The organism is Janthinobacterium sp. ROICE36, from assembly GCF_002869965.1.
Classification (GTDB): Bacteria; Pseudomonadota; Gammaproteobacteria; order Burkholderiales; family Burkholderiaceae_D; genus Janthinobacterium.
The window spans coordinates 1-25,111 of record NZ_PEBS01000078.1 but is presented as its reverse complement, the minus strand read 5'-3'; the positions used below and the strand labels follow the sequence as shown (position 1 = coordinate 25,111).

Annotated in this window: 18 protein-coding genes and 2 pseudogenes; 6 read left to right on the top strand and 14 right to left on the bottom strand. The window is 61.1% G+C overall.

Annotated features, from left to right (window positions below):
- Positions 1-129 precede the first annotated feature (129 nt).
- From CSZ94_RS23160 to tssF, 5 genes and pseudogenes are all read right to left on the bottom strand, one after another.
- A pseudogene (locus CSZ94_RS23160) lies at positions 130-315 on the bottom strand (virulence factor); the annotation flags it as partial.
- 165 nt (positions 316-480) lie between these two features.
- Positions 481-2,727, bottom strand: coding sequence for a T6SS effector phospholipase Tle3 domain-containing protein (locus CSZ94_RS23155; protein ID WP_102123679.1), 2,247 nt, complete (start codon positions 2,725-2,727; stop codon positions 481-483).
- Positions 2,728-2,750: 23 nt separating this feature from the next.
- Complete coding sequence (locus tag CSZ94_RS23150; protein WP_102123678.1) at positions 2,751-5,495, bottom strand: type VI secretion system Vgr family protein; 2,745 nt, start codon at positions 5,493-5,495, stop codon at positions 2,751-2,753.
- Positions 5,496-5,543: 48 nt separating this feature from the next.
- Positions 5,544-6,572, bottom strand: coding sequence for a type VI secretion system baseplate subunit TssG (gene tssG, locus CSZ94_RS23145; RefSeq protein WP_102123677.1), 1,029 nt, complete (start codon positions 6,570-6,572; stop codon positions 5,544-5,546).
- Positions 6,533-8,374 carry a type VI secretion system baseplate subunit TssF gene (gene tssF / locus CSZ94_RS23140; protein WP_102123676.1) on the bottom strand — a complete coding sequence of 614 codons (1,842 nt, stop codon included), beginning with the start codon at positions 8,372-8,374 and terminating at the stop codon, positions 6,533-6,535. The genes tssG and tssF overlap by 40 nt, the downstream gene beginning before the upstream one ends.
- Positions 8,375-8,666: 292 nt before the next feature.
- Here tssF and CSZ94_RS23135 point away from each other — a divergent pair, with 292 nt between their 5' ends.
- The 4 genes from CSZ94_RS23135 to CSZ94_RS23120 all read left to right on the top strand — a co-directional run bounded on the left by CSZ94_RS23135 (position 8,667) and on the right by CSZ94_RS23120 (position 15,539).
- Positions 8,667-10,907, top strand: coding sequence for a serine/threonine-protein kinase (locus CSZ94_RS23135; protein ID WP_102123675.1), 2,241 nt, complete (start codon positions 8,667-8,669; stop codon positions 10,905-10,907).
- The gene (locus CSZ94_RS27745; RefSeq protein ID WP_146009882.1) at positions 10,904-11,473 is read left to right on the top strand and encodes a hypothetical protein; all 570 of its coding nucleotides are present in this window, start codon (positions 10,904-10,906) and stop codon (positions 11,471-11,473) included. Before CSZ94_RS23135 ends, CSZ94_RS27745 begins: the two co-directional genes overlap by 4 nt.
- A 332-nt stretch (positions 11,474-11,805) precedes the next feature.
- Positions 11,806-14,499 carry a DNA mismatch repair protein MutS gene (gene mutS, locus CSZ94_RS23125; RefSeq protein ID WP_102123673.1) on the top strand — a complete coding sequence of 898 codons (2,694 nt, stop codon included), beginning with the start codon at positions 11,806-11,808 and terminating at the stop codon, positions 14,497-14,499.
- Positions 14,496-15,539: a hypothetical protein gene (locus CSZ94_RS23120; protein ID WP_102123672.1), complete on the top strand. Its 1,044-nt coding sequence runs from the start codon at positions 14,496-14,498 to the stop codon at positions 15,537-15,539. The genes mutS and CSZ94_RS23120 overlap by 4 nt, the downstream gene beginning before the upstream one ends.
- 194 nt (positions 15,540-15,733) lie before the next feature.
- Here CSZ94_RS23120 and CSZ94_RS23115 read toward each other — a convergent pair whose 3' ends face one another.
- Positions 15,734-16,285: an FKBP-type peptidyl-prolyl cis-trans isomerase gene (locus tag CSZ94_RS23115; RefSeq protein WP_102123671.1), complete on the bottom strand. Its 552-nt coding sequence runs from the start codon at positions 16,283-16,285 to the stop codon at positions 15,734-15,736.
- Between the two features lie 93 nt (positions 16,286-16,378).
- Between CSZ94_RS23115 and CSZ94_RS23110 the strand changes: the two genes are divergently transcribed.
- Together CSZ94_RS23110 and CSZ94_RS23105 are read left to right on the top strand one after the other, a co-directional pair.
- Positions 16,379-17,500, top strand: coding sequence for a ribosomal protein uL16 3-hydroxylase (locus CSZ94_RS23110; RefSeq protein ID WP_102123670.1), 1,122 nt, complete (start codon positions 16,379-16,381; stop codon positions 17,498-17,500).
- Between the two features lie 353 nt (positions 17,501-17,853).
- Entirely contained in the window at positions 17,854-18,108 is a 255-nt protein-coding gene (locus CSZ94_RS23105; RefSeq protein WP_102123669.1) for a hypothetical protein, read from the top strand.
- A 169-nt stretch (positions 18,109-18,277) separates the two neighbouring features.
- Here the strand turns inward: CSZ94_RS23105 and bamC are convergent, their stop codons facing one another.
- The 8 genes and pseudogenes from bamC to CSZ94_RS23065 all read right to left on the bottom strand — a co-directional run.
- Complete coding sequence (gene bamC / locus CSZ94_RS23100) at positions 18,278-19,471, bottom strand: outer membrane protein assembly factor BamC (protein ID WP_102123668.1); 1,194 nt, start codon at positions 19,469-19,471, stop codon at positions 18,278-18,280.
- Between the two features lie 81 nt (positions 19,472-19,552).
- Positions 19,553-20,431 carry a 4-hydroxy-tetrahydrodipicolinate synthase gene (gene dapA, locus CSZ94_RS23095; RefSeq protein WP_102123667.1) on the bottom strand — a complete coding sequence of 293 codons (879 nt, stop codon included), beginning with the start codon at positions 20,429-20,431 and terminating at the stop codon, positions 19,553-19,555.
- 84 nt (positions 20,432-20,515) lie between these two features.
- Entirely contained in the window at positions 20,516-21,088 is a 573-nt protein-coding gene (locus CSZ94_RS23090) for a class I SAM-dependent methyltransferase (RefSeq protein ID WP_102123666.1), read from the bottom strand.
- A gap of 42 nt (positions 21,089-21,130) precedes the next feature.
- Positions 21,131-21,808, bottom strand: a complete 678-nt coding sequence (locus tag CSZ94_RS23085; protein WP_102123665.1) for a site-2 protease family protein — start codon at positions 21,806-21,808, stop codon at positions 21,131-21,133.
- 83 nt (positions 21,809-21,891) lie between these two features.
- Entirely contained in the window at positions 21,892-22,515 is a 624-nt protein-coding gene (locus CSZ94_RS23080) for an L-threonylcarbamoyladenylate synthase (RefSeq protein WP_102123664.1), read from the bottom strand.
- Between the two features lie 38 nt (positions 22,516-22,553).
- Positions 22,554-23,438, bottom strand: a complete 885-nt coding sequence (gene htpX / locus CSZ94_RS23075) for a protease HtpX (RefSeq protein ID WP_102123663.1) — start codon at positions 23,436-23,438, stop codon at positions 22,554-22,556.
- A gap of 93 nt (positions 23,439-23,531) precedes the next feature.
- Positions 23,532-24,365 carry a 3',5'-nucleoside bisphosphate phosphatase gene (locus CSZ94_RS23070; protein WP_102123662.1) on the bottom strand — a complete coding sequence of 278 codons (834 nt, stop codon included), beginning with the start codon at positions 24,363-24,365 and terminating at the stop codon, positions 23,532-23,534.
- Positions 24,366-24,492: 127 nt separating this feature from the next.
- A pseudogene (locus CSZ94_RS23065) lies at positions 24,493-24,867 on the bottom strand (HNH endonuclease signature motif containing protein); the annotation flags it as partial.
- Between the last annotated feature and the right edge of the window lie 244 nt (positions 24,868-25,111).

Below are 25,111 nucleotides of genomic sequence, written 5' to 3'. Positions count from 1 at the left end.
TAGCAAGAAGTGGACGATGCCAATACGGGACTGGAAAGCGGCACTGAACCGCTTCGCCATCCAGTTTGAAGACCGGGTACCGCAGACTTAAACGAAAAACCGTTTACACAGAATTCAGTACACCCCCTATTTTTCAGGCTTTTCCCTGACCATCTCATCGTTCGGATTTGGTTGTGCCAGCCCCAAAGTCCACAGCAATTGCCATTGCGTCGGATAGTCCTTCCGCTGTAGTGGATTAAGCCATTGCAAGCCAACTACTTGAGCCATGTAAGGCCGCTTATTAACCTCAGGTACAGCACTAACGGTACTGCTCAAGGTAGCAGGCGACGAACGCAAATGTGAACAAGCGGCCAGCAGGAATACGACCAGAAATCCTAGGGACACATAAAGAAAAATAGTTTTGAACATGCTCAATGCTCCATCTATAAAAAGGCTGTTGCAGAAGGATCTGCTCTATACAAACCGGTAAATCGCATGACATCAATCGTGAGCCAGTTCTCCAGACGTAGGCCGGGGATCCCGCGCAGGGTTTTCACGTATGTCGATAATTTTTTCAGGAAGACTGGCTTCTTCAGACTCTTTTACCCACACTGAGGCAGTCATCTTGTTACGTGTCGCTTTGGCAAAGTACTCTTTAAAAGTCTTTGCAGAGTCACTATCATCAAGCGCCTTCAACAACCGCCAATCCGCCGCCACCCTCAACTTGCGCAGCTGGTCCGGCTTGATGCGGCACACGCCCACCGCCACGTCATACGCAAGCGCCCGCTCTGCGTGCATGGGGTTGGTCATGATGGTGGAATGGTCGGTGGCGTAGGCGCCCGCCTGGCTGGACATCATTTCCTCTATCCGAGTGCTGCGCCATTGCAGGTAGTCGGCGTCGGGCGTGGCGTTGGGCATTTCCTGCTGCACTTTTTGGCCTGCCGGACTTTTCCCTTCCCGTACGGCCTGCGCACGTATCACCGCGCGCTGCTCGAATCGCAGGCGCGCCTCGTCATCGGCCGTGCCCCTGGCGCTGTCCATGCGTTTGGCTACACTTTTCCCCGCCTGCCCCTGCAGGCCGCCGGGCGGAATCTCATGATCGGCAAGGAGATCGTCGCCGGGCGCGCGCTGCTTGCCGGCCTGACGCGATTCGCCGGGCGGGGCGTAGCCTTCGTCGAATGCATCGCTGGTCTGGCCAAAGCGCAAGGACTGCGGCTTGAAGGGCGGCAGCAGGTTGGGTGCACTCAGTTCGATTTTCCAGTCTTTGTGGGGCGAGGCATTGCAAGGGCTGCGGGCCAGGCCCGTTGCCACGATAAACAAAGGCGCCAATCCCACCGTCAGGATGGTGGAAAAGGCGCCCTGGCTGGCCTCGACGCCTTGTTTAATGGAATACGACGCATATTTCTGCGCCGGAAACCAGAAGTCCTTGCCGCCCGGTGCAGGCTTGCGCCAGTGATCGCTCCAGTAGTGATAGCTGCCCTGCTTACCCACCTCAAACCCCTGGGCAAACACGCGCTGCACGCACACGCCTGCGGCATCGGTGGCAGCCAGCTCGCCGCCGTCCTTGCTGTCCGCTTGCAACGAACCCGACAGACCACGCCAGCCGATGCCCTCTATGGCGACGGACGACACCACCACATCGTGCGGATTGCAATAGATGGTGACCCGGCCATATGATGATTTCTTGCCGCCCCGCGCGGCGCCGGCAATCCCGTATTGTTCACGATCTTTGGCGGCGGAGAAACCGTGCTGCAGGTTGGCCATGCAGCGGTCGATTTCCTCGTCTGTCTGCGCCTCGCCCAGGCTGGCGCGCTGGCCGATGATGGCAAAGAAGTTTTTCAAGGTGGCGATGCGCGCCTGCACCGTCACCCTGCCCGTGCTGTCGTCCGCCGCACGCAGATTGCCGGCCACCCAGTTCTCGGCGCTATTGCTTTTCGCCAGGCTGTACGGCGAATTGCAAATGACATAGTTGTCGGCCACGCAGGGAAAATTGTCCTTCACCATGGGCAGGCGCGCGCCCAGAAAGGCGGCCGCCATCGCCACCATCGTGCCCTGGCTATGGCACACGATGGTGACGGGCGCGTCGGCCTGCTGCTGGCGGATGGCTTCGACCAGCCTGGCCAGACGATAGGCTGCCAGCACAAAATACGGGCGCGGCGGGCAACTGTACACTTGCCGTTCCGGAAAAGGATTCATGTGCTGGATGGTGTTCCACAAGAATAAATCCTCGCTCAGCCCTTCCTTCCACAAGTCCGCCAGCACGCTGCAGCCATTGGCAAACGGCCCGCCGCCCCAGTAATCCTGTTCGTTCAGGTAGATGCCCTTCCCATACTTTTGCAGTTCTTCGCCGGAAGCCTTGTAGCCCCAGCGAAAGCGGATCACGGGAGAAAAAGTGCCGGCATCGCGGATCAAGGTATCGGCCGACATTTCCGGATGGAGAAAGCCTTCGGCCGTGATCTCGGCGCCATAATTGACCGCTGTCAGTTCGCCGCCTTCCACGCCGTGATGCATGATGTGCTCGCAGTTGCGCTTGAGGCGCTGGTTGAGGCCATTGCACAGGCCGTCTTCCGCCGCCGCGTACCACTCGCCATCGGAATTGACGCCGTGCACGAAGATAATGACGCCGGGCAGCGGCAACTGTTGCAGCGTGTCCCGGTCGCTGCTCTGGAAATTGGCGCTGCAGGAGAACTGACCGAGAATATCGATTGCGGGGTCGTCGCACAGCGGCGGGTGAGGATCGAACAGCATGGCGTGGTCTCCGATATCGGGTTTCAGGAACGGCGGCGGAAGAAAAATCCCTTCAGCCGCTGCAGGTGATCGGTTTCCACCTTCGGCCCGCGCCCGTCGGCGCCGCTAACGCCCGTCATGGGGCTGTCGCCGTCGCGCTCGATGTGCACTTCCACACCTTCGACGGGCAAGCCATCGGTGGGACGCAGCAAGCGCGGCACGCGACCCAGTTCACCTTCGCCGAAGGTGGGCAGTTCCGCCTTCATGCTGCCCGGGCCATTCCAGTGGTGACCGTCGGTTTTGACCGTCAGCGCGCCCGGGCCGCCCAGTTCCACCGCGCCACCGGACAGTTTCAGGTAGGCGCCGCCCGCCGTCATGAAGGTGATTTCATCCTGCGCCATGCCGACCAGGCGGGTGCCCGCTGTCAGGCGGATGTCCTTGGCGGCGTCCGCCTGCAGCAGGTCGTGCTGGCTTTGCAGCAAAAATTTACCGAAATGTGCCACCTGCACGATGCCGTCCTTATGCGCGAACAGGGAAATGCCCTTGCCCGCGTTGACGTTGCAGCGCTGGGCCGCGCTCAGTTGCATATGCTGCTGGGCCACCAGGTCGATATTCGCGCCCGCGTTGCCGGCGATGGTTTTGGGGGTACTCAGCGCCACGCCCTCGGGCGCCGTGATGCTGACGGCGGGCTGGTCGGCGGCAATGGCCGCCCCCAGCGCCTTGCTACCGGCCGCGTCCAGCGCCAGCGCCTGGTGCTGCGCGGCAAACTCGCCCAGGGAGGTAAATAATTCCAGGCACTCTTTCATCACGGCGGCATGCTCGCTGCTGTCGAGTTGCTTGCCGCTGGCGCCCAGCTGTTTCCAGGCCGAAATCAGCAGCGAGCGGGCCGTGCGCACGCTGCCGCTGGCGTCGCTGCGCAACTCGAAGCCGTCGCCGCGCTGCCGCCCGGCCCCGTCACTGCACGGCTCGGTCAGATAGCCGAGGTTCAATTGCGTGGCCGCCTGGTCGCTGGCCAGTTGCGCGCTGATTTGCGACGGCGTATCGTCAAAGCACAGCTGGTTGCCCCGTCCACCGCGTACTTCGCGGCTGCGCATGCCGGTCAGATAACGGTTGCCCGGCAAGGCGCCGCGGCTGCTCAGGCCGGGCGGTGCGCCCACGGCGTTGTATAGCTGGCCGACGATGATGGGCCGGTCCGGGTCGCCGCCAAGAAAATCGATCAGCACTTCCGCGCCGATGCGCGGCAAACTCAAGGTGCCGCATTGTTTGCCGCTACCCGGGCCATTGCCGGTCCAGCTCGATGCCACGCGCACCCAGGCCGAATCGCGCTCCGTATCGGAAGCCCCGGAACCATTGGCATGCGCGTGGTCCGGCGCACGCGTGGCGCCAAAACGCACCTTGACGCGCCCCAGCGCATCGCAATGCACTTCTTCGCCGGCCGGCCCCACGACCAGCGCGCTTTGCAGGCGGACAACGGGGAAATCGCTGCGCGGATCAAACGCAGGCACGACGGCGATGCCGCGCCGCACGCAAGTAAAACGGTTGCGGTAGCGCAAGGCCGGCTGGCCATCGGCGCCTGTACCTTGCGCCAGGCCGGCATCGCACTGCCAGCCGCTCTGTGCAAACAGGCGTCCGACCCTGGCATCCAGGCCTGTCGGCAGGTTATTGCTGGCCGCTACGCTCAAGGCCGTGATGACGAAACTGCGCTCGGGAACCGGGTGGCTGTCGATGTCGGCATGGCCTTCCAGGCTGAACCATTGGCCCGCGCAAAAGTCGCGCACGCAGCCTTCTCCCTGGAAACACTTGCTGTCCATATCGTGACGCGCCATCGCCAGCTGGCCCAGTTGCCGCAATGCGTCATTGCTGCCAGCGGCCAGCGGCGGCTCCAAGATATAGTCGTCGAGACTGGCTGCCAGGCGATTGCCTTGGCTGCCCTGATCCACGCCGCCGTGTGACTGCGTGGCCATGAACTGCGGGCTGTGCGGGTGACCATCGTCCCAGCTGTAGCGTTCGGACTTTCCCGCTTGCAAGCGGCGCACGGCGCTCCAGGCCGTCACGGTATCCCTTTCCTCGGTGGCGTCATCGCGGTGATAGCGCACCATGCCGGCCGCGTTTTGCGCCAGGCGGCCGGCGTCGTCGAACAGCAGCAGCGCATGCACGGGCACGTCTGCGGCGTTCGCGCTGGCGGGCGCTCCCGCCTGGAAACACCAGGCAATGCCGCGGCGCCGAAGCAGGCGGCGGATAAAGACGGCATCGGATTCATTGTGCTGCATCGTGCATTCGCGCACGGGCAAGCTGCGCGCCGCCAGCGCCGCATCGATGACCAAATCCAGGCTGGCGGCGAGTACGCTATTGCCCTGCCGCCATTCGTCAAACAAGAGCTGGACGATCTGCAACTCATTTTTATTGCGAAACACGCGCGTGTTGATGCGCTTTTCCATCAAGGCCAGGCCGTCGCGCAGCAGCAGCTGATAAGTGGCCAGGCCGCCATCGCTTTGCCCCGCGCTCGCTTCGGCGACGATGCCGCAGACCCTGCGCAACTGTCCCTGGTCGGTCACGATCTGCAATTCGGCTGGCACGGCGATGAACTGTTTCAGCGGCAACTGCGCCTCGGTGGCCACGCACAGGATGCGGTACTCGATCCCGCTGCAGATGGCCTCGCTGCCGCTGATGCGCTGCGGCAGCAAGACATCCTCATTGATGCCTTCCGGGTAAGCGAGGCGCAGCCGCAAGGCGCGATTGCCGGCGGTCAAGACCTTGTCCACGGCCAGCCATTGCGCGAAGTTTTCCATGATTTTCTTCCTTCCAACAGTCAGCGGGGTCCATCATTCAAGGCGGTCTCAGGCGGAACCATCGAATCGCATGTCGTAATGCATGTCGTCACGCTCACGGGCCGGTAACTTGTCGGCCAAAAAGGCATCTTCCGCCAGGCAGGCGCCCATGCCCAGGACGCAGGTGCGCACGTCTTCCCGGCGTAGCACCAGGCGTATCTCAAAACGCATGCCAGGCAAGCCAAACAGGCCCAGCATCTGACGCAGGGCCAGCGCACCGGGCCGGCCGGGCAAAAAATCCTCGTAGGTGCGACGCGCCAGCGGCCCCAGCACCAGGCGCAGGCGCAAGTCGGCGCGCCGGCAGCGCTCGCCCAGCATGGCGCCCTGCCCCAGCCTGGCATGCGCGGTAGCCAGCAAGCTACGCTCTTGCGGCGCACGCCGGAACCAGGCGCCAATAAAACGCTGCATATGCACGGGCACGCCAAAATATTCGGCCAGCAGCGCCTGCATCACGTCGGCCGACACGGGCCGATGCCGCAACAAGGCCGCGTAATGGGCCAGCACATGCGCAGGCAAGCCATCCGTCAACTTGGCCACCTCGCCAGGCCAGGCACCCGCGAGGGCCAGTTGCAAGGGCAGGAAATCGCCGCCGTCGGCGTCTTGCTGGCATTCGATACGGTAGCGGGCCCAGGCTTGATAAAACAAGGCCAGCGCGCGGTGCGAGAGCGTATCGAGCCAGGCACGGGCACCGCCATCGCCCGTCTGCCGCTCGTGGCGGTCCAGCGTTTCCGTGTAATGCAGCGGCAAGCTGCCATGCACGCCTAAAAAACCCAGCATGGCCGCCTGCAGATGCACCTGCGTATCGCCATCTGCTTCCTGCTCCAGCCACAGCTGTTCGATTTCGCCCGGCGCGAACGACAGCGATGCGCTGCCATGCAGGCGCAGGTAATGCTCAAACACCTGCTCCTGCGAAATGCCCTGCTGCATCAGCCAGGCAGATAGCAGGCGCACCGCCTGAAAGAAGCCGGTGCCGGACGGATCAGCAATCAGGCGCGCGACTACACCAGCGTCTGGTTTCCATTGCGTGGCAGGCAGCACAGCAACTCCTTTCCAGTCTTCTGCGACAAGACGATCAGGCGGGTAAACGAGGCCAGGTGCACATACAGCCCGAGAAAGCGTTCGATCACCTGGGCAAAGGCATGCAAGCCGCTGCCGACATAGGCTTCCTCATCGACGAACAGCAGGGCGTCGATGCCGAAGATCAGGCTGCCGCCCGCCTCATCGTGCAGCCAGGTGCTGGCGGCGCGCTGGCGCAATCCGGTCATGCCCGCGATCTGGCGCGCCGCGCTGGCCGAACCGGGCAAGTTGTACAGCTCGAGTATTTGCTTGAAGAGCGGCAAGCCCTGTTCATTCAACGACTGATGGTTCAGGGACAATTGCGCGATCAGCCGCCAGTGCGATGCCGCACCCGACGGGAAGCGGCACGGCGCGCCGGGTTTGCGCAGCAGGCGCACCGGCAAGGCGCTGGCCACGCCGTCATGGTGCAAATCACCCGTGGCATTGCCGAACACCAAACGGCTTGGCAAGTCGCGGTTACTGCAGGTCAGCATGATGGACACCGTTTGCGTCGCGTCGTGCAGCGGCTGCATGGCGCCGTCGACAAAGGCGATACGCATGTCGTAGCCGGGATGGCTCAACGCCATGTCTTCGTCGCGCCGCGTCACCCAGTAGCGCCCCTGGCGCCCGCCCGCTTCACCATGGCGCATCGAATAGAAGGGGTGAAACGCATCGAGTGCGCCACCGCTCTGCGTTTCACTGAGCACCTGCACGCTATCGACCTTGTAAATATCGTAGCAATGCGCCTGCCGCACCGATGGCAGCAGCACATGCTCGGCGCTCGTGTGCGTCAGGCGAAAGGGATTGGCCGCCTGGCGAAACAGGTTGACGACGGGTGTGCATCCCGTCACCAGATGCCTGGCGGACAGGGGCCGCAGGATGCGCGCGATATCCGTATCGGCCTGCACCTCGGCCAGCAGCAGGTGCACGGTGCAGCGCCGGCAGGCCGGCGGCAACAACGGGCGCAGCGCAGCCAGGTCCAGGTCGACGAAATTGAATTTATCCGGAAAGGCAAACCATTCGCCCAGCAAGCGGTAAGCGGGATGCGAGGCGGCCATGGCCGGCAGCAAGGCATCCTCGGCGGCAAAGCCGACCGCATGCAAGGGCACCGCGTCCAGCGCCTGCCAGACGCCATCGACCTCCACATAGGCACAACGCACGCGCAGGAACAGGCTGTCGCGCAAGGTGGCGCAAAACGCAGGCTCGCCATCGAGGAACAGGCGCAGCATCGACAGCGGGAGCCCGTCCAGCGTGCACGTGGCGCCCATCGCTTCAAGCGTGATGCTGATCGCCGCCCCCAGATCCGGTGGCAGGCGCACTGCGGGCGGCGCCGCCAAGATGGACTGGAAGCGCACCTCAGCCAGGCGCAGCGGCGCCACGGCGACATCGTAAGCGGTGGTGAACTTGCAGGTGACGCCCTGATGCTCGGCCGCCTGCATGAGCGTGCCGCGCGGGATCATGGACAGCTCGGTTACCGTGCCCGCGTCGTTATCGATGCGGGCAATGGCGCAGGCAGGAAACGGGCGCAAATAATGGGGAAAATTGACTTCCAGCAAGGTTTCGCTGAAAGTGCCGAAGCCGTCGGCCAGCCGCTTGGCCGTGCGCGCATTGAACATGGCAAACGCCTGCAGCATGCGCGCCAGGTGCGGATCGTGGGTGGAGCCCAGGTCACCGCCCACGATGCCCAGCGCGCCGGCGATGGCTGGATAGCGCCGGGCAAACGCCTGATTGTGCGCATGCAAGGTGCCCAGTTCGCGCTCGTAATATTGCAGCAACTCATCCATGCCAGCCTCCTTCGCCTGATCGGCACATGCCGGTACAGCCTCGTCTGCATTATTAAGGAAGCGGGAACGAAGAAAGTTGAGTTTGAACAAGATTGCATGCATCAGCAAGGAATGCCATCCCGGCGCTGGCATGGCAACTTTTGTTCACTCCTTGCCAATATTAATTGACTTATTCGAAACAATCGTTTTAAATCAGGATGTTACTCAAAATCAATCATATTGGGCATACCAACATCGCATTGACCCTCTCGATGTTGGATGCCCACGCTGATGCACTCTGAAGCCAAGGTATATGGAACTGCTCGACTCCCTGCGTCAGACCCCGTCGCACGACGACACGATCAGCGGGCACTATGAAGTGCGCCGCTTGCTGGGCGAAGGCGGTTTCGGCCATGTATTCGAAGCGTGGGATGCCAAGCTGTGCCGCAGCGTGGCGCTGAAGCGGCTGAAACCGCAAGCCGATGTGCTGCATCCGGAAAAACTCATCAATGAAGCGCGCCTGGCCGCCTCGCTCAAGCATGCCGCCTTCGTGCGCATCTTCGCCATCGAGGGCCAGGGCACGAGCCAGTCCATCGTCATGGAACTGGTGGAAGGCCAGACGCTGGGCCAGTTCATGCACGGCGGCAAGGCGGATTTGCAGGCGGCGCTCGACATCGCCTACCAGATCGCCGACGCCATGGACGAGGCGCACGCCATGGACCTGGTCCATGGCGACCTGAAACCGTCGAACCTGATGCTTGAGGCGCATGGCAAGGTGCGCATCCTCGACTTCGGCCTGGCCCGCCACATCGACCCGCAAGCGACGCAGACGACCACCCTGTGCGACTTGCAGGGCACGATCGCCTACATGGCGCCCGAACGCCTGATGGGCCGCCTGCCCGACACGCGCGGCGACGTCTACGCGCTGGGCGCCATGCTGTACGAAATACTGGCCGGCCAGCGCCACTTCGCCCACCTGAACGGCCTGGCCCTGGCCGCCGCCCACATGCAGGCGACGGAAGCCTGGCCCGATCTGCCGGAAACCGTTCCGCCCACCATCAACGCCCTCGTGCGCGCGATGACGGCGCACGACCCGGCCGAACGGCCACGCACCATGCGCGATGTGCGCGAGGCGATAGGTGCGCAGCGCGGGGAAGCGCTCAACTTGGCCAAGCCCCTTGCGGACGAGATACCCACGAAGGAAGAACCGCCCGCCAGCGTCTCCATCCGCCTGCCCCTGCCCCGCAAGCGCACCCTGAAATGGGGCGCGGGCGTGGCGCTGCTGGCAGTACTGGCGGGATGGCAGCTACCCAATATCATTCCGGCCGTCAAATCGTTCGTCACGGGCGAGAAAGCACCTGCGCCGTATTCGGAAATGGCCAGCATGGCGGCGGGGATGGAGGCGTTGCGGATATTTGACAGGGATAGTAGCCAGGAGCAGGCGATTGCGCGCTTCAGCAGTGTGCTTCAGCACAATCCAAACAGCGCCGCTGCCTCCGCAGGCCTATCGCTGGCTTTTGCTCTCCGCTATTTAGGGAACGGCCGCGATGATACTTGGCTGAAACGAGCAGATGCCAGTGCACAACAAGCGCTCGCATTGGATAACCAGTTGGCGCTAGCTCATGTCGCCAACGCTTATGTACTTGAATTTCAAGGAAAGCAAGAGCAAGCACTAACAGCTTTGGCTGCGGCCTTGAACCTTGATCCCCATAATTTGCTGGGGCTCGCTGGCAAAGCACGCCTGTTGATCCGCGCACAGAAATTTGACCTTGCAAAATCGGTACTCGACACCGCTATCGCCCAGTATCCAAGTGAAAGATTATTTCCTTTACTAATAGGAACAATGCTGTACCGGCAAGGCAACTACGTCGATGCAGAACTGGCATTTCGCAAAAGTATAGAACTCGATCCTCAGGCAGTAACTGCCTACGGATATTTAAATGCCGTGCTGCTGCGCCAAAACCGAAATGATGAAGCCTTGCGAGTCTTGCAGCAGGGCTTGCAATTTCAGCCGCATTGGGAGCTATACAACAATCTCGGAACGTCGCTGTTCGCCAAAGGTGACTACCTTGGTGCCGTGCAAGCATTTGAAAAAGCCGTCCATTCAGGTAAAGGCAATCCGAATTCTTATGAGTTATGGGCCAATCTAGCCGATGCACAACGCTGGATACCCGCTCAGCAAAAAGGATCGCAGGAGTCCTACCAACGTGCCATCGAACTGCTCACCCCTCTGCTTACACGCATGCCGAACGATGCCACGCTGAACTCCCGCATGGCCTTGTATTGTGCCTACGTTGGCGAAAAAAAAGAGGCCTTGAGCAAGGCCGGGAGAGCGCTCCTCATCGCACCTGCCCTCCCCGACATTCAATTCCGGGCCGCGCTGACACACGAATTAATCGGCGACAGCAATGCAGCAATCACAGCGTTACTGGAAGCGGCCAGGCTTGGCTACCCCCTCAATTTGATCGAAACAGCACCCGATCTATTGAACCTCAGGCGAGATGCTCGCTACCAGCAGTTGATTATCAACATGAAAAGAGACCCTAAAACATGACGCCTGTAAGCCCTTGGATGAAATTATCCGTGCATTTTGACGTAGATCAAATCACAAACCAACTTGACTATAGCTTTACTTCGTGCGACGGCACGGCCGATCCGCGCCATGGTCCGTACATGGGTGGTGTGCATTTCCAGCAAGGTCAACATGTTTATCTTGACGTCAATTGCTGCGGGTCCAAGGAGAGTGGTTTTTCATCGTTCCAGATCGTCGATTGCTGCATCATTACTGTGCCGCAATTGGCACAAATCGGACCGGATGTCCCTACAGTCTATGCGCCGCCATCACCATTCCTGCAAGCCGTGGGGGCGACGTACAATTTCCCGCTGGACTTTGATGCGCAGATATTGTTGGATGAGCCGGAAAACGCTGCCCTGCCGCCTCTGCGCCGCATTCGCCAGCAATGGAAACACAATCTTGACGTAGGTTACGCGAAGGGCCGCTGGGAATTGTCTTTTGTAATCACTGTACGTATCATGCGCGGAGAAAATAGGCAACCAGAATTGCGTGTCTTTTCCTTCGATCCAGAGAGCTCAGTGGGAGGCACCTTCGGACTGGGCTGATCTATCTTTCGTATGGCGCGTCCAGCAATGCAAATTTTGCGTCATGATTGAAAGAAGTCAACCGCTTCACCGAGATCAAGCAGGACCATAGCGGCCATCAGTGAGTATGTATTCCCCCTTGTCCATGCCAGTGCTCCGCCCAAAGCCGCGCCACCTCCACCGGCGCGGCTTTTTCACACCCGCACGCAATACGCCGCCCCGCCTGCCGAAAGCGGTAAAATGACGGCCTTGGACTCAAGCCTCGCCTGGCAGCGCAGCCTTGAACGCACACAGCACCACCCACAGCCCGGCAGGCATGCCTTTCCTGCCGCCGGACCAACGACAAAGAACACATGACCACCGTCCCAAAAGAAATCAACGCCGCAGCGGCAACGAAAAATTCGGCTGAAAAGCTGACTCCCATGATGCAACAATATTTAGGCATCAAGGAAAACCACCCGACGATGCTGGTCTTCTACCGGATGGGCGATTTCTACGAGCTGTTTTTCGAGGATGCGGAGAAAGCCTCGCGCCTGCTGGGCATTACCCTGACGGCGCGCGGCGTGGCCAGTGGCAATCCGATCAAGATGTGCGGCGTGCCGTTTCATTCGCTCGATGGCTATCTGGCCAAGCTGGTCAAGCTGGGCGAGTCGGTGGCCATTTGCGAACAGATTGGCGACCCGGCCACCAGCAAGGGCCCCGTCGAGCGCAAGGTCATGCGCGTGGTCACGCCGGGCACCCTGACGGATGCGGACTTGCTGCCCGAAAAGGCCGAGCGCCCGCTGCTGGCCATGTGCAGCATCACGCAGCGCAAGACGGTCACCACGGGCCTGGCCTGGCTGTCGCTAGCCAGCGGTGCCTTGAAACTGATGGAGTTTTCCGGCGACAGCAGCACCGTGGCGGCGCGCTTGCAGCAGGAGCTGGAGCGCATCGTGCCGGCTGAAATCTTGAGCGGCGACAATGGCAACCTGTTCGACGACTACGCGGGCACGCACATCAACCGCGTGCCGGACTGGCATTTTGACGTGGTAGGCGGCCACAAGGCCCTGCTCGACCAGCTGGGCGTGGCGACCCTGACGGGTTTTGGCGCCGATGGCCTGGGCGCCGCGTTTGGTGCGGCTGGTGCCCTGCTGCGCTACGCGCAATCGACGCAGGGACGCGGCTTGCAGCACGTGCGCTCCCTGACGACGGAAACGGAAAGCGAATTCATCGGCCTGGACGCGGCCACGCGGCGCAACCTGGAGCTGACGGAAACCATCCGCGGCCAGGAATCACCCACTTTATTTTCCCTGCTGGATCATTGCCGCACGGCCATGGGTTCGCGCATGCTGCGCCACTGGCTGCACCATGCGCGACGCGACCAGAACGTGGCGCGCGCGCGCCATGAAGCGATTGCCGCGCTGGCGCAAAGCGAAGCGGCGGGGCCACTGGCTGCCACGCTGGCGCAAGTACCCGATATCGAACGCATCACCACACGCATCGCGCTGCTGTCGGCGCGTCCGCGCGACCTGGCCGCTCTGCGCGACGGTTTATTGCAACTGCCGGCCCTGCGCGAACAAGTCGTGCGCTGTTATGGTCCTGGCCAGGGCGGCGAAACCGGTTTGCTGGCCGCCATCCACACGGCGCTGGCAACACCGACCGCCTGCCTGGAGTTGCTGGTGCGCGCGGTGGCGCAGGAACCGGCTGCCATGGTGCGCGACGGCGGCGTCTTCGCCACGGGTTTTGACGCCGAACTGGACGAGTTGCGCGCCCTGTCGGAAAACGCGGGCCAGTTCCTGCTCGACCTGGAAACGCGCGAACGCGCACGCACGGGCATCGCCAACCTGCGCGTCGAATACAACAAGGTGCATGGCTTCTATATTGAAGTCACGCACGGCCAGACGGACAAGGTGCCGGACGACTACCGCCGCCGCCAGACCCTGAAAAACGCCGAACGCTACATCACGCCCGAACTCAAGGTATTCGAAGACAAGGCTTTGTCGGCGCAAGACAAGGCCCTGGTGCGCGAAAAACTGCTGTACGACCTGCTGCTGGCCGAGCTGGCGCCGCACATCGGCACTTTGCAGACGATTTCGCAGGGCCTGGCACAGCTCGACACCCTGAATGCGCTGACGGAACACGCGCAGCAGCACAACTGGGCCGCGCCGCAACTGGTCGACGAGCCGTGCATCAACATCATCGAAGGCCGCCACCCCGTGGTGGAAAAGCAGATCGAACGCTTCATCGCCAACGATTGCCGTCTCGTCAACGAGCGCCGGCTGCTCTTGATTACCGGTCCGAACATGGGAGGTAAATCGACCTTCATGCGCCAGGTGGCCTTGATCACCCTGCTGGCCTACGTGGGCAGCTACGTGCCGGCAGCATCCGCCACCATCGGCCCCATCGACCGCATCTTCACGCGCATCGGCGCCACCGACGACCTGGCGGGCGGACGCTCGACCTTCATGGTGGAAATGACGGAATCGGCGGCGATTTTGAACGGCGCCACCGAGCATTCGCTGGTGCTGATGGATGAAGTGGGCCGCGGCACCTCGACCTTCGACGGCCTGGCCCTGGCCTGGGCCATCGCGCGCCATCTGATCGACAGCAGCCGCAGTTTCACCCTGTTTGCCACGCACTACTTCGAGCTGACACAATTGCCGGACAGTCACCCGAGCGCCGCCAACGTGCATTTGTCCGCCGTCGAACACAAGGACAGCATTGTCTTCCTGCACGCCGTGCAAGCCGGTCCCGCCTCGCAAAGCTACGGCTTGCAGGTGGCGCAACTGGCGGGCGTGCCGCAGCCCGTGATCAAGGCCGCGCGCAAGCACCTGGCGCGCCTGGAAGCGCAGGCGCTCGACGCCACGCCGCAGCGCGACCTGTTCGCGCTGCCCTCCGCCGATCCGTATGCGCAGGAGGAAGAAGAGGACGCGGCGGCGCCGCTGGCCGCGCTGAACGCGGCGCAGCAAGCCTTGCTCGACGCCATCGCCGAGCTCGATCCCGATGCGCTCACGCCGCGCGACGCGCTGGAGCAGTTGTATCAGTTGAAACGGCTGGCCGCCGCATGACCATGCGGCGCAGCATCGCTAGCCTACGCCTGCTCGCTGCCGGCCTGCTGGTCGCCAGCCTGCCATGGCAAGTTGCGCTGGCCGCCCCGGGCGACCAAGCCGGCTTCGAGTTTGCCGTGCTGGGCCATTCCTTCAACGCGGGACCGGACGACGGCCCCCTGAAAAAAGCCATCGCGGAAACGAGCGCCTTCAATGCCTCGTTCGTGGTGGCCACCGGCATCAAGGCCGCCAGCGAGTCCTGCAGCGACAAGCTGTACAGCCAGCGCAAAGACGTGCTGGACGCCAGCGGGCCGCCGCTGATCGTCTCGCTGTCGGCCAGCGACTGGGCCAACTGCCGCAATTCGCGCGGCAGGGTCAACGCCATCGAGCGCCTGAACCGCTTGCGCGACGTGTATTTTGCCGACAACCAGAGCCTGGGCCAGCGCAAGCTGACCCTGTCGCGGCTGTCATCGACGGCGAAGTTCCGCAGCTATGCGGAAAATGCCCACTGGGAATACGGCGGCGTGCTGTTCGCCACCGTCAACCTGCCCGCGAATAACAACCATTTCCTGCCAGAAGCGGGACGCAACAGCGAATTCGAAGACCGCCTGGTGGCCAACCGCTCCTGGCTGCAGCGCCTGTTCTCCATGGCGCAGCGCAAGAAGCTCGACGGCATCGTGCTGTTTTCCGATGGCGATGCGGGCGTGCTGAACGAAGACGACAATTCGCTGCTGCCCAGCTTCAGCTCGAAACAGGATGGCTTTGCCGGACCGCGCAAGCAGATCCGCACCCTGGCGAAGAAATTCAGCGGCAAGGTCTTGTTGGTCGATACCCAGCGCACTGTCGAAGCGGACGGCAAGGAAGGCAAGAGCAAGAAGGCCGCAGCCAGCGCCGATGGGCCAAAAATCCGTTGGAAAGGCAACCTGGGCCACGTCAGCATCGACAACGACTGGTCCGCCATCGCCGTACGGCCAGGCAAGACGCCATTCTTTGAGGTACGTCAACGGGCTACGCGGCCATCGGCGCAGGCAAGAGCCAAGGCGTCGACTGTGCGACGATAAACATGCGCCGCAATAGATAAAAAGGCTGACGCAAAGCCAGCCTTTATCTAACAAACAACAGACGTCACGACGCCTGACAAAACCGTAGCGAGCGGCAGTGATTTGTGGCCGAGAAGCGCAACCGTACTCTAGTACGGTGAGCATCGCCGGCAGCAAAGCGCGCCGCGCAGTAGGTTTGGTCAGGCGTCTCCAGATTAGTGGATAGGATGCGTGCGGAAGTGGTCGCCCTCTTCGCCGTCGCCTTCATCATCTTCATCGCCATGGTCATGGCCGTGGGCGCCATGCACGTGGCCATGGGCGATTTCTTCGTCGGTGGCTTCGCGTACGTCAGCGACGGTCAGCGAGAAGCGCAGCGCGATGCCGGCCAGTGGATGGTTGCCATCCAGTACGACTTTGTCGTCGGCGATATCGGTGACCGTGAAGATCATCGCTTCTTCGTCCGGCGAATCGCTTTCCGGCATGCCTTCGAACTGCATGCCCACTTCCAGCGGCTCAGGCAAGCGATTGCGCGGCTCGACCTTCACCAGGGCTGGATCGTATTCACCGAAAGCATCATCCGGTTCGATCTGGATCGTGTTGGAATAGCCAACTTCCTTGCCGTCGAGCTCTTCTTCGATCTTCGGCAGGGTGTTTTCATAATCACCGTGCAGGTAGACCATCGGCTGACGGCCGTCTTCGATCAGATTGTCTTGCGCGTCTGACAGTTTGTAGTTGACAGTCACGACCGTATTTTTGGCAATCTTCATTATGCTTCCTTTCATTGTATAAGCTGGCAAATTATACCTTCACGCCGCCAACGGCAGGCGCATTCCTGCATTTCCGGTTGTTATAATGGGCGCATGAAAAAATTAACTCTCCTCGGCGATATCACGCCAGCGCAATTCCTGCGCGACTACTGGCATAAAAAACCCTTGTTGATCCGTCAAGCCGTGCCTGGCTTCAAGGCGCTGTTCGATTTCAAGGCCCTGGCCGAACTGGCCACCCTCGATCACGTCGAGTCGCGCCTGGTCAGCCATGCGGATGGCCACTGGAACATGCAGCAAGGCCCGCTGACCAGCCTGCCCTCGCTGAAACAGAAGGAATGGACCTTGCTGGTGCAGGGCGCCAACCTGCACAGCGCCAAGGCCGATGCCCTGCTGCGCCAGTTCCGCTTCCTGCCGGACGCGCGCCTTGACGACTTGATGGTCAGCTTCGCCACCGATGGCGGCGGCGTGGGCCCGCATTTCGATTCCTACGACGTGTTCCTGCTGCAAGGCCAGGGCAAGCGCCACTGGCGCATCGGCGCGCAGAAAGACCTGAGCCTGATCGACGGCTTGCCGCTGAAAATCCTCAGCAATTTCACGCCCGACGAAGAATTCACGCTGGAACCGGGCGACATGCTGTACCTGCCGCCCCACTACGCGCACGACGGCGTGGCCATCGGCGATTGCCAGACGTATTCGATCGGCTTTCGCTCACCCACGTTCCAGGAACTGGGCGAAGCCTTCCTGCAATTCATGGCCGACTCGATCGACTTGCCGGGCATTTACAGCGATCCCGACTTGAAAGCGTCGGGCAAACCGGCGGAAATCCCCCGTGAAATGCTCAGCACCATCACGGAAGAAATCAACAAGGTGCGCTTCACGGAAGAAGACGTGACCATCTTCCTGGGCGAACACCTGTCGGAACCGAAGCACAATGTGTTTTTCACGCCGCTGTCCAAGCCGCTGACGGTGGGCCGATTCGCGGATGCCGCACAGAAAAAGGGCATTGTGTTGTCGCGCAAGACGCTGATGCTGTATCGTGGCAAGAATGTCTTCATCAATGGCGAATCGTTTGCCATTGGCAAGGCCGATAAAACGGCCCTGGAAACCCTGGCCAACGAACGCGCGCTCGATGGCGCCGCCGTGGCCCAGGCTTCCGATGACGTGATGGATGCCTTATATACCTGGTATCAGGATGGCTGGATCGAACTGGCCTGAATGATCGTGGCGTAGCAAAGTGGTATAACAACAAGTGAAATGACAGCATCTGCGCTGGCGCAATGAAACATATTATTTTTATATCGTTTTGTCGCGCTTTCGCAAATCGCTTACACTTGCTTGCAATTTGCTTCGGCAAATATTGCGATATCACAAAATAGTTGCGAATTTGCCTCTTGCTCCTATTGCGACGCACCAAAAATCGCTATAATATTCGGTTAGGAAGTTTCCGTTGTCTGGCAGGCACCACCTGGTACGAAAAGCCTTCGAAGACGACCTAACGAGCGATAATTACCGGTAATTATTCATCGCAACAATATTGATTTATTTTTTGAAATAATTAAGGAAAACAAATGAAAAAATCCCTGCTGATCGCCTCCCTGATGGTTGTTGCTCTGGCTGCTTGCAGCAAAAAAGAAGAAGCTCCTGCACCAGCACCAGTAGTTGAAACCCCAGCAGCAGCACCAGTAGTTGAAGCTGCTCCAGTTGCTGCTGCTGACGCTGCTGCTTCGGCCGCTACCGACGCTGCTGCTGCTGCTTCGGCTGCCGCTTCGGCCGCTACCGACGCTGCTTCGGCTGCTTCGGCTGCTGCATCGGCTGCTAAGTAATTTAGCACCCTGCACTAGAGAAAGCCGGCCTTCGGGCCGGCTTTTTTGCGTCCACCGTTTTATCCGCCGGATAAAACTATGGACGCAGGCAATAAAAAAGCTGACCCGGTTTCCCGGGCCAGCTTTTTTATTGCACGGCAAGTTTTGAAACCTGCCGCTGACTTGCTGCTTATTTCAACTGCTCGTTCAGCAGACCCAGTATCTTCTCGGCCACGGGCGATGTATCGGGCTGGCCTTCGTTGCTGAGGATGCTGACCATGCTGCTGGCGCCACTGCCGGCCTTGACCAGTACGCGGTAGCGCTGCGCTTCCTTGTCCTTGTCGGACGACGAACCCCAGCTGAACAGTTTCGAGAAGAAACCATCTTTCTTGACGGCATCAGGATCGACGTAGCGCACGAAATACGTGCCTTGCGTGCGGTCGCGGTCTTCCACCGTAAAGCCGACGCGGTCCAGCGCCAGGCCGACACGGCGCCAGGCGCGGTCGAAGCCTTCATCGACTTCGATGCCGCGCGCCGGCGTGGCGGCGTCGCCCACCAGCTTGGCGTGCAGCGGTTGCACGATGGCGGCGTCGACGGCCGTCTTCGCTTGCGCTTCATCGCTGGCCGCGCCCAGGCGCGTCATCAGCTTGGCCAGGAATTGCGCTTCCAGGCCCGGATCGTTGGGACGCGCGGTCCAGGTGGTGGTTTCCTTGTCGCGGCCCGTGACCACCTCTTCCACGCCACGGTGGCTGATGTAGATCTCGGTTGAACCGTCGGCCACGCGCTCCACGCGGGTGCGGAACTTGTCTTTTTCACCCGTCGAGTACATCGAATCGAAGGCCTTGCCGATGGTGTTGCGGATAAAGTCCTGCGGCAGCTTGGCGCGGTTTTCGTTCCACTCGGTTTCCATGATGCCAGCCGTCGGCTGGTCGATGGCGACGGTAAAGCCGGAATCTTCCCAGAACTGCTTGAGTTGCGGCCACAGCACTTCAGGCGACTGCTTGACGACCAGCCAGCGCTGGTTGCCCGCGCGCTCGACCTTCACGCCACCGGCCGTGACCGGCACGACACCGACCACGCCGTCGGCGCCAACGACGACGGGCGTACCGGCCGTGGCATTGCGCTGCGCGTTGTAGCCGGAAGCCGTGGCCACGCCGTTTTTCGCATCCGGCAGGGAGTAGCGGTTGTCCTGCTGCAATTGCGTCAGGTCAGGCGGCACGTCCAGTGTGCCGGCTTTCTTGACCGACTTGTAGTCGACCTTGTCGCCGCCGACTACCGAACTGATCATGCCGCAGCCCGCGAGGCTGGCTGCGATGGCGCCGATGACGATGCCGCGGACGGCGATGGTGGCAGGCGCCGATTGGTTTTTCTTGCAATTAGTCATGTCGTAACTGGATAAGAAGCTAAGTAGCAGCTGGAGTCAGGGAAGGTCCGGACTGGTCGAGTCCGGGCTTGAAGTTAGGCCTTAAGACAGGATGCCGGCGTCGCGCAAGGCATCGCGCACGGTAGCATGGCAATTTTCAGCCAGTGGCACCAGTGGCAAGCGTATGCCAGCCGGCATCAGGCCCATTTCGGCCAGCGCCCATTTGACGGGCACCGGGTTGGGCTCGACAAACAATTTCTGGTGCAGAGGAAAAACTTTGTTATTGATGGCGATGGCCGTGGCACGCTCGCCCGCCATGGCCGCGACGCACAGTTCGTGCATGGCGCGCGGCGCCACGTTGGCCGTCACGGAGATGTTGCCGTGGCCGCCGCAGAACATCAGCGCCATGGCCGTCGGATCGTCGCCCGAGTACACGGCAAAGTCGGCCGGCACGAGGCGCAGCAGGTCGATGCCACGGCCGATATTGCCGGTCGCATCTTTCACGCCGACGATATTCGGGATGGCGGACAGGCGCACGATGGTCTCGTTGCTCATGTCGGCGACCGTGCGGCCCGGCACGTTGTACAGGATGACGGGAATGTCGACGGCTTCGGCGATGGACTTGAAATGCTGGTACATGCCTTCCTGGGTAGGACGGTTGTAGTACGGCACCACTTGCAGGACAGCATCGGCACCCGCTTCTTTTGCGTAACGCGTCAGTTTGATGGCCTCGGCCGTGGAGTTGCCTCCGGCGCCGGCGATGATAGGAATGCGTCCCTTGGCATGTTCGACGGTCAACTGGATCAGTTCGCAGTGTTCTTCCACGCTGACTGTTGCCGATTCGCCCGTCGTGCCAACGATGACGATGCCGTCCGTACCCTCGGCGATATGCCAGTCGATCAGCTTGCGCAGACCTGGAAAGTCCAGACTGCCGTCTGCGTGCATCGGGGTGACAATTGCTACAATGCTGCCCTTGATCATAGTAAGTTTATAGCGCCGATAAATAAAACAACGATTGTAGCGGATAGCCCGCGCCTGTGGTGCATTCTGACATAGTATGGCCGCTCAAAACGTCGGCAGCAGGGCTGCCAACCGTGGAAAATCCGGCCGGACGGCACAAATCCGTTGCACCAGAGCAGCTTTTGGCTGCTCCACGCGCCCATCCTCGTACGCTACCACACGCAAGCCGTGCTGCACCGCCCAGCTCAGCATTTCGCCTTCCTGCAGCAGGAATTTCGGATTCGACGGCTTGCCGAACTGCTCGTTACCCTCGGCGAAGGTCTCATACAGCAGCACGCCATCGGGCGCCAGGCTGGCCACCATGGCTTCCAGCAGGGGCCGGTGCAGATAATTGCTGACGACGATGCCGGCAAAGCGGCCGGGGGCGAAGGGCCACACGGCGCCCGGCGCTTCCAGGTCCACCAGCGAGGTGGTGATGCCCGTGCCGGTCGCCTTTTCCAGCATTTCCGGATCATGGTCGAGCGCGATCACGGGGTGGCCCAGGCTCACCAGGTGGCGCGCATGGCGGCCGGCGCCGCAGGCCAGGTCCAGCACTTCGCCACCCGGGATCAGGGGCGCCCAGCGGCGCAGCCAGCCGGAAATCGCTTCAGTTTCTATTGTTGGTTCAGTTACTTGCATCGGTACTTCCATCAATTATTTGCGTCCATCCAGTTGCGTGCATCAAGTCAATAGCGCCGTCAGGGGCGTGACCAGGGTGACAAAAATGCCAATGACAAATTCGATCGCCGCCAGCAAGGCGCGGTTCAGTATGCCCGTGTACATCAGCAGCACCAGGGCGCCGAACACATACAGGCTGTAGCGCTCGATGCTGGCGTAAGGACGCGCCAGTTGCATCGGCAGCAAACCAGTCATGATGCGTCCGCCGTCGAGGGGCGGCACGGGAATCAGGTTAAAGACAAACATGGCCGCATTCACGCTGACGCCGGCACCGGCCATCTTGCGGAAAAACATGCCCATTTCCGTCGGCGGCAGGATGCTGAGGACGACAAAGGCGATCATCCAGCCCAGGCCCATGAGAAAATTCGCGCCAGGCCCGGCAAACGCTACCCAGGCCATCTGCTTCTTCGGATTGCGCAGGCGGCTGAAATCGACGGGCACCGGCTTGGCATAGCCAAACGGCACTTGGATCGTGAAATACAGTATCAAGGGCAGCAAGATCGTGCCGAAAGGATCGATATGCCGGATGGGATTGAGGCTCAGCCTGCCCTCGTTCGAGGCCGTGGGGTCGCCGAAATAGCGGGCGGCGTAGCCGTGCGCCGCCTCATGCAGGGAAATGGCAAACAGCACCGGCACCAGGTACACCGCAACGGTCTGGACTATCGTATTGAAATCGCTCATGACCGCGATTCTACCAGAGGCGTCCCAGCCCCTTTCTTATGTTGCCATTAAAGATAGGTAAATCCCGCGCCCTGCGCCAGCGCCTACAAGCCCAGCACGGCCGGGTCGCCGCGCCCCAAGCGTACCACTTCCGGTTCCGCCCCCGTCAGGTCGATCACGGTGCTGGGTCCGTGCGCGCAAACGCCGCCATCGATGATCAGGTCGACCAGTTTTTCCAGGCGTTCGCGGATGGTGTCGGCATCCGTCAAGCTGTCTTCGTCGCCGGGCAGGGTCAGGGTGGCGCCCAGCAGCGGCTGGCCCAGCTCTTCCAGCAGGCATTGCACGATGCGATGCTGCGGCACGCGCAGGCCGATGGTCTTGCGCGAAGGATGGCTGAGGCGGCGCGGCACTTCCTTGGTCGCTTCCAGGATGAAGGTGTAGGCGCCCGGCGTGGCCGCCTTGAGCAGGCGGAACTGGCGGTTATCGACGCGGGCATACACGCCCAGCTCGCTCAAGTCGCGGCACAGCAAGGTCAGATGGTGCTTTTCATCCACGCCACGGATGCGGCGCAGGCGCTCGACGGCGCCCTTGTCGTCGAGCTGACACACCAGCGCATAGCAAGAATCGGTGGGCAAGGCCACCACGCCGCCGGACTGGATGATTTGCGCCGCCTGCTTGATCAGGCGCAATTGCGGATTTTCCGGGTGAATATGAAAAAATTGACTCATGTGTAAGCGTTCTGGCGAACCAGCTTGTGAAGTTAGTATTATTGTACGCCGCGCAGCGCGGCAATACGTTGTTCGAGAGGCGGATGGGTGGCAAACAACGCGCCCCAGCCGCCATTGCCGCCGCTGATGCCCAGCGCCTGCATCGATTGGGGCAGTTCGCCCGGCGGTACGCCGCCCAGACGGGCCAGCGCATGCAGCATCGGCGTCGGGCTGCCCAGGAGCTTGGCCGAACCGGCGTCGGCGCGGAATTCGCGCTGGCGCGAGAACCAGGCCACGATGATGGAAGCGAGCAAGCCGAAGATGACTTCGCACACCATGACGGTGACGAAATAGCCGATGCCGCGTCCGCCGCCTTCGCGGTTGTTATTTTTCAGCAGCACATTGTCGACAAAGAAACCCACCACGCGGGCCATGAAGACGACAAAGGTATTCACCACGCCCTGGATCAAGGTGAGCGTCACCATATCGCCATTGGCGACGTGGGCGATTTCGTGGCCCAGCACGGCTTCGACTTCATCGCGGTTCATGCTTTGCAGCAAACCCGTCGAGACGGCCACCAGCGCCGAATTTTTGAAGGCGCCCGTGGCGAAGGCATTCGCGTCGCCTTCATACACGGCCACTTCCGGCATGCCGATGCCGGCCCGCTCGGACAGTGCGCGCACGGTATTGACCAGCCACAACTCCGTCGACGAGGTCGGGTTATCGATCACGCGCGCGCCCGTGCTCCACTTGGCCATCGCTTTGCTGATCAACAGCGAAAAGATCGACCCCGTGAAGCCCACCACCAGCGAAAACACCAGCAGGCTACCCAGGTTCAGGGTGCTGCCCCGCGCCGGATTGCCCACGCCCAGCAAGCTGAGCACGAGCGACAGCACCAGCATCACGGCCAGGTTGGTGACAATGAAAAGGACGATACGTTTCATGGACGATGACTCCGGAAAACAGAAATAGCTAAAAGATAAGTATGGGATCGCGACTTTTCAAGCCCCGCGCGGCAGGCGCAGGCCAGCCGTGCCTTAAAACCAGTCGTGCCAGATCGGGGTCACGTTGGCAGGCAGCGGCGGCAGCTTGGCAAAATCCACGCGCGACTCGCCCGGCGCATGGAAATCCGTGCCGCGCGAGGCGAGGAAGCCGTAGGCGTTGGCCAGCTGCGCGTATTCGGGATACTGGTCCGGACTGTGGCTGCCCGTGACGACTTCGATGGCCACGCCGCCAAGCTGCTTGAATTCATCGAACAGCACGCCTTGCGCCATGTCGCTGAAGCGGTAGCGGCCCGGATGGGCGATGACGGCCACGCCGCCCGCGCCGCGTATCCAGCCCACCGCCTCGGCCAGGGTGGCCCAGCGGTGCTCGACATAACCCGGCTTGCCTTCCGACAGGTATTTCTTGAACACGTCGGGGATATTCGCACATTTCCCCATTTCCACGATGTAGCGGGCAAAATGCGTGCGCGACATCAGATCCGGGTTGCCGACAAATTTCAAGGCCCCTTCATAGGCGTCGGGGATGCCGGCCAGGTCCAGTTGGCGGGCGATTTCGCGGCCGCGCGCGTCGCGCCCGGAGCGTGTCTGCTGCAAGCCCTGCACGAGGCCCCGATTGTTTTCATCGACTTGCAAGCCCACGATGTGCACGGTCTGGCCGGCCCAGGTGATGGATATTTCCACGCCGGCCACGAAGCGCATCCCCAGCTCCAGCGCGGCCGCGCGGGCGGCGGCGACACCGGACACTTCATCGTGGTCCGTCAGCGCCCACACGTCGACGCCGGCGCGGCAAGCGTGCGCAGCCACGGCAGCGGGCGCGAGCACGCCGTCGGAGATATTCGAATGACAATGCAGGTCGACTTTAAGCATACGGAAACAATACCCTGCACGGGCTCAGCATGGAGGAGGGTAGGAAGGGCCTGTTACCAGAACCCCTCCCCCCTAAGAACCGTGCTTGCGACTTTCATCGCACACGGCTCAAGCTTAATAAAAATTCCTATACAGGAACCGGCTTAACAACTTGTAATTTCAGATTATGCACTTGATTATGACAGTTCGGGTGAAGTAGTACGCGATTTCCAAGGGCGTCGGAGCCTCCCATCACACGGTACTCCATGTGGTGGTCATGCCATCCAGTGTCCATGTTCATCTCATACCCACACAAAGCGCACAGGCCGCGTTGATCGAAATATAACTTCGCCCATTCCTTTCGGTAGCTCATACTTTTCAGCATGCGCTCCTGTCGGAGGGTTTCGCCGTACACCTCCCATTGCGGATCATAGGGATGATAATCCCCTTTGATCTTCCTATGGCGCTCGATGAGCGTACCCGAAAGCGAGTACAGCTCCATCGCACCTTTACCGCCATCCTTAGCAGGGTGTTGAAAAAGGACCCCAGTCCTTCGGATTTTGTCGCCAGACATGCGAATTTTTCGGGCTGGAAGCCGCATTTTGCCTAAAAAGCAGTTTTCAGCCACTTTTCAGGCCGTTTTTTGACATTTTTTAGCGCTTTCCGTACTCTATGGACGGAGTTATCCACCCACCGCCGATAAACGCCAGCCAAAGATCGTCGCCATGCGCGTCAGGTTGTAAGCGGCGAAAGTGAACGTGGTTTGT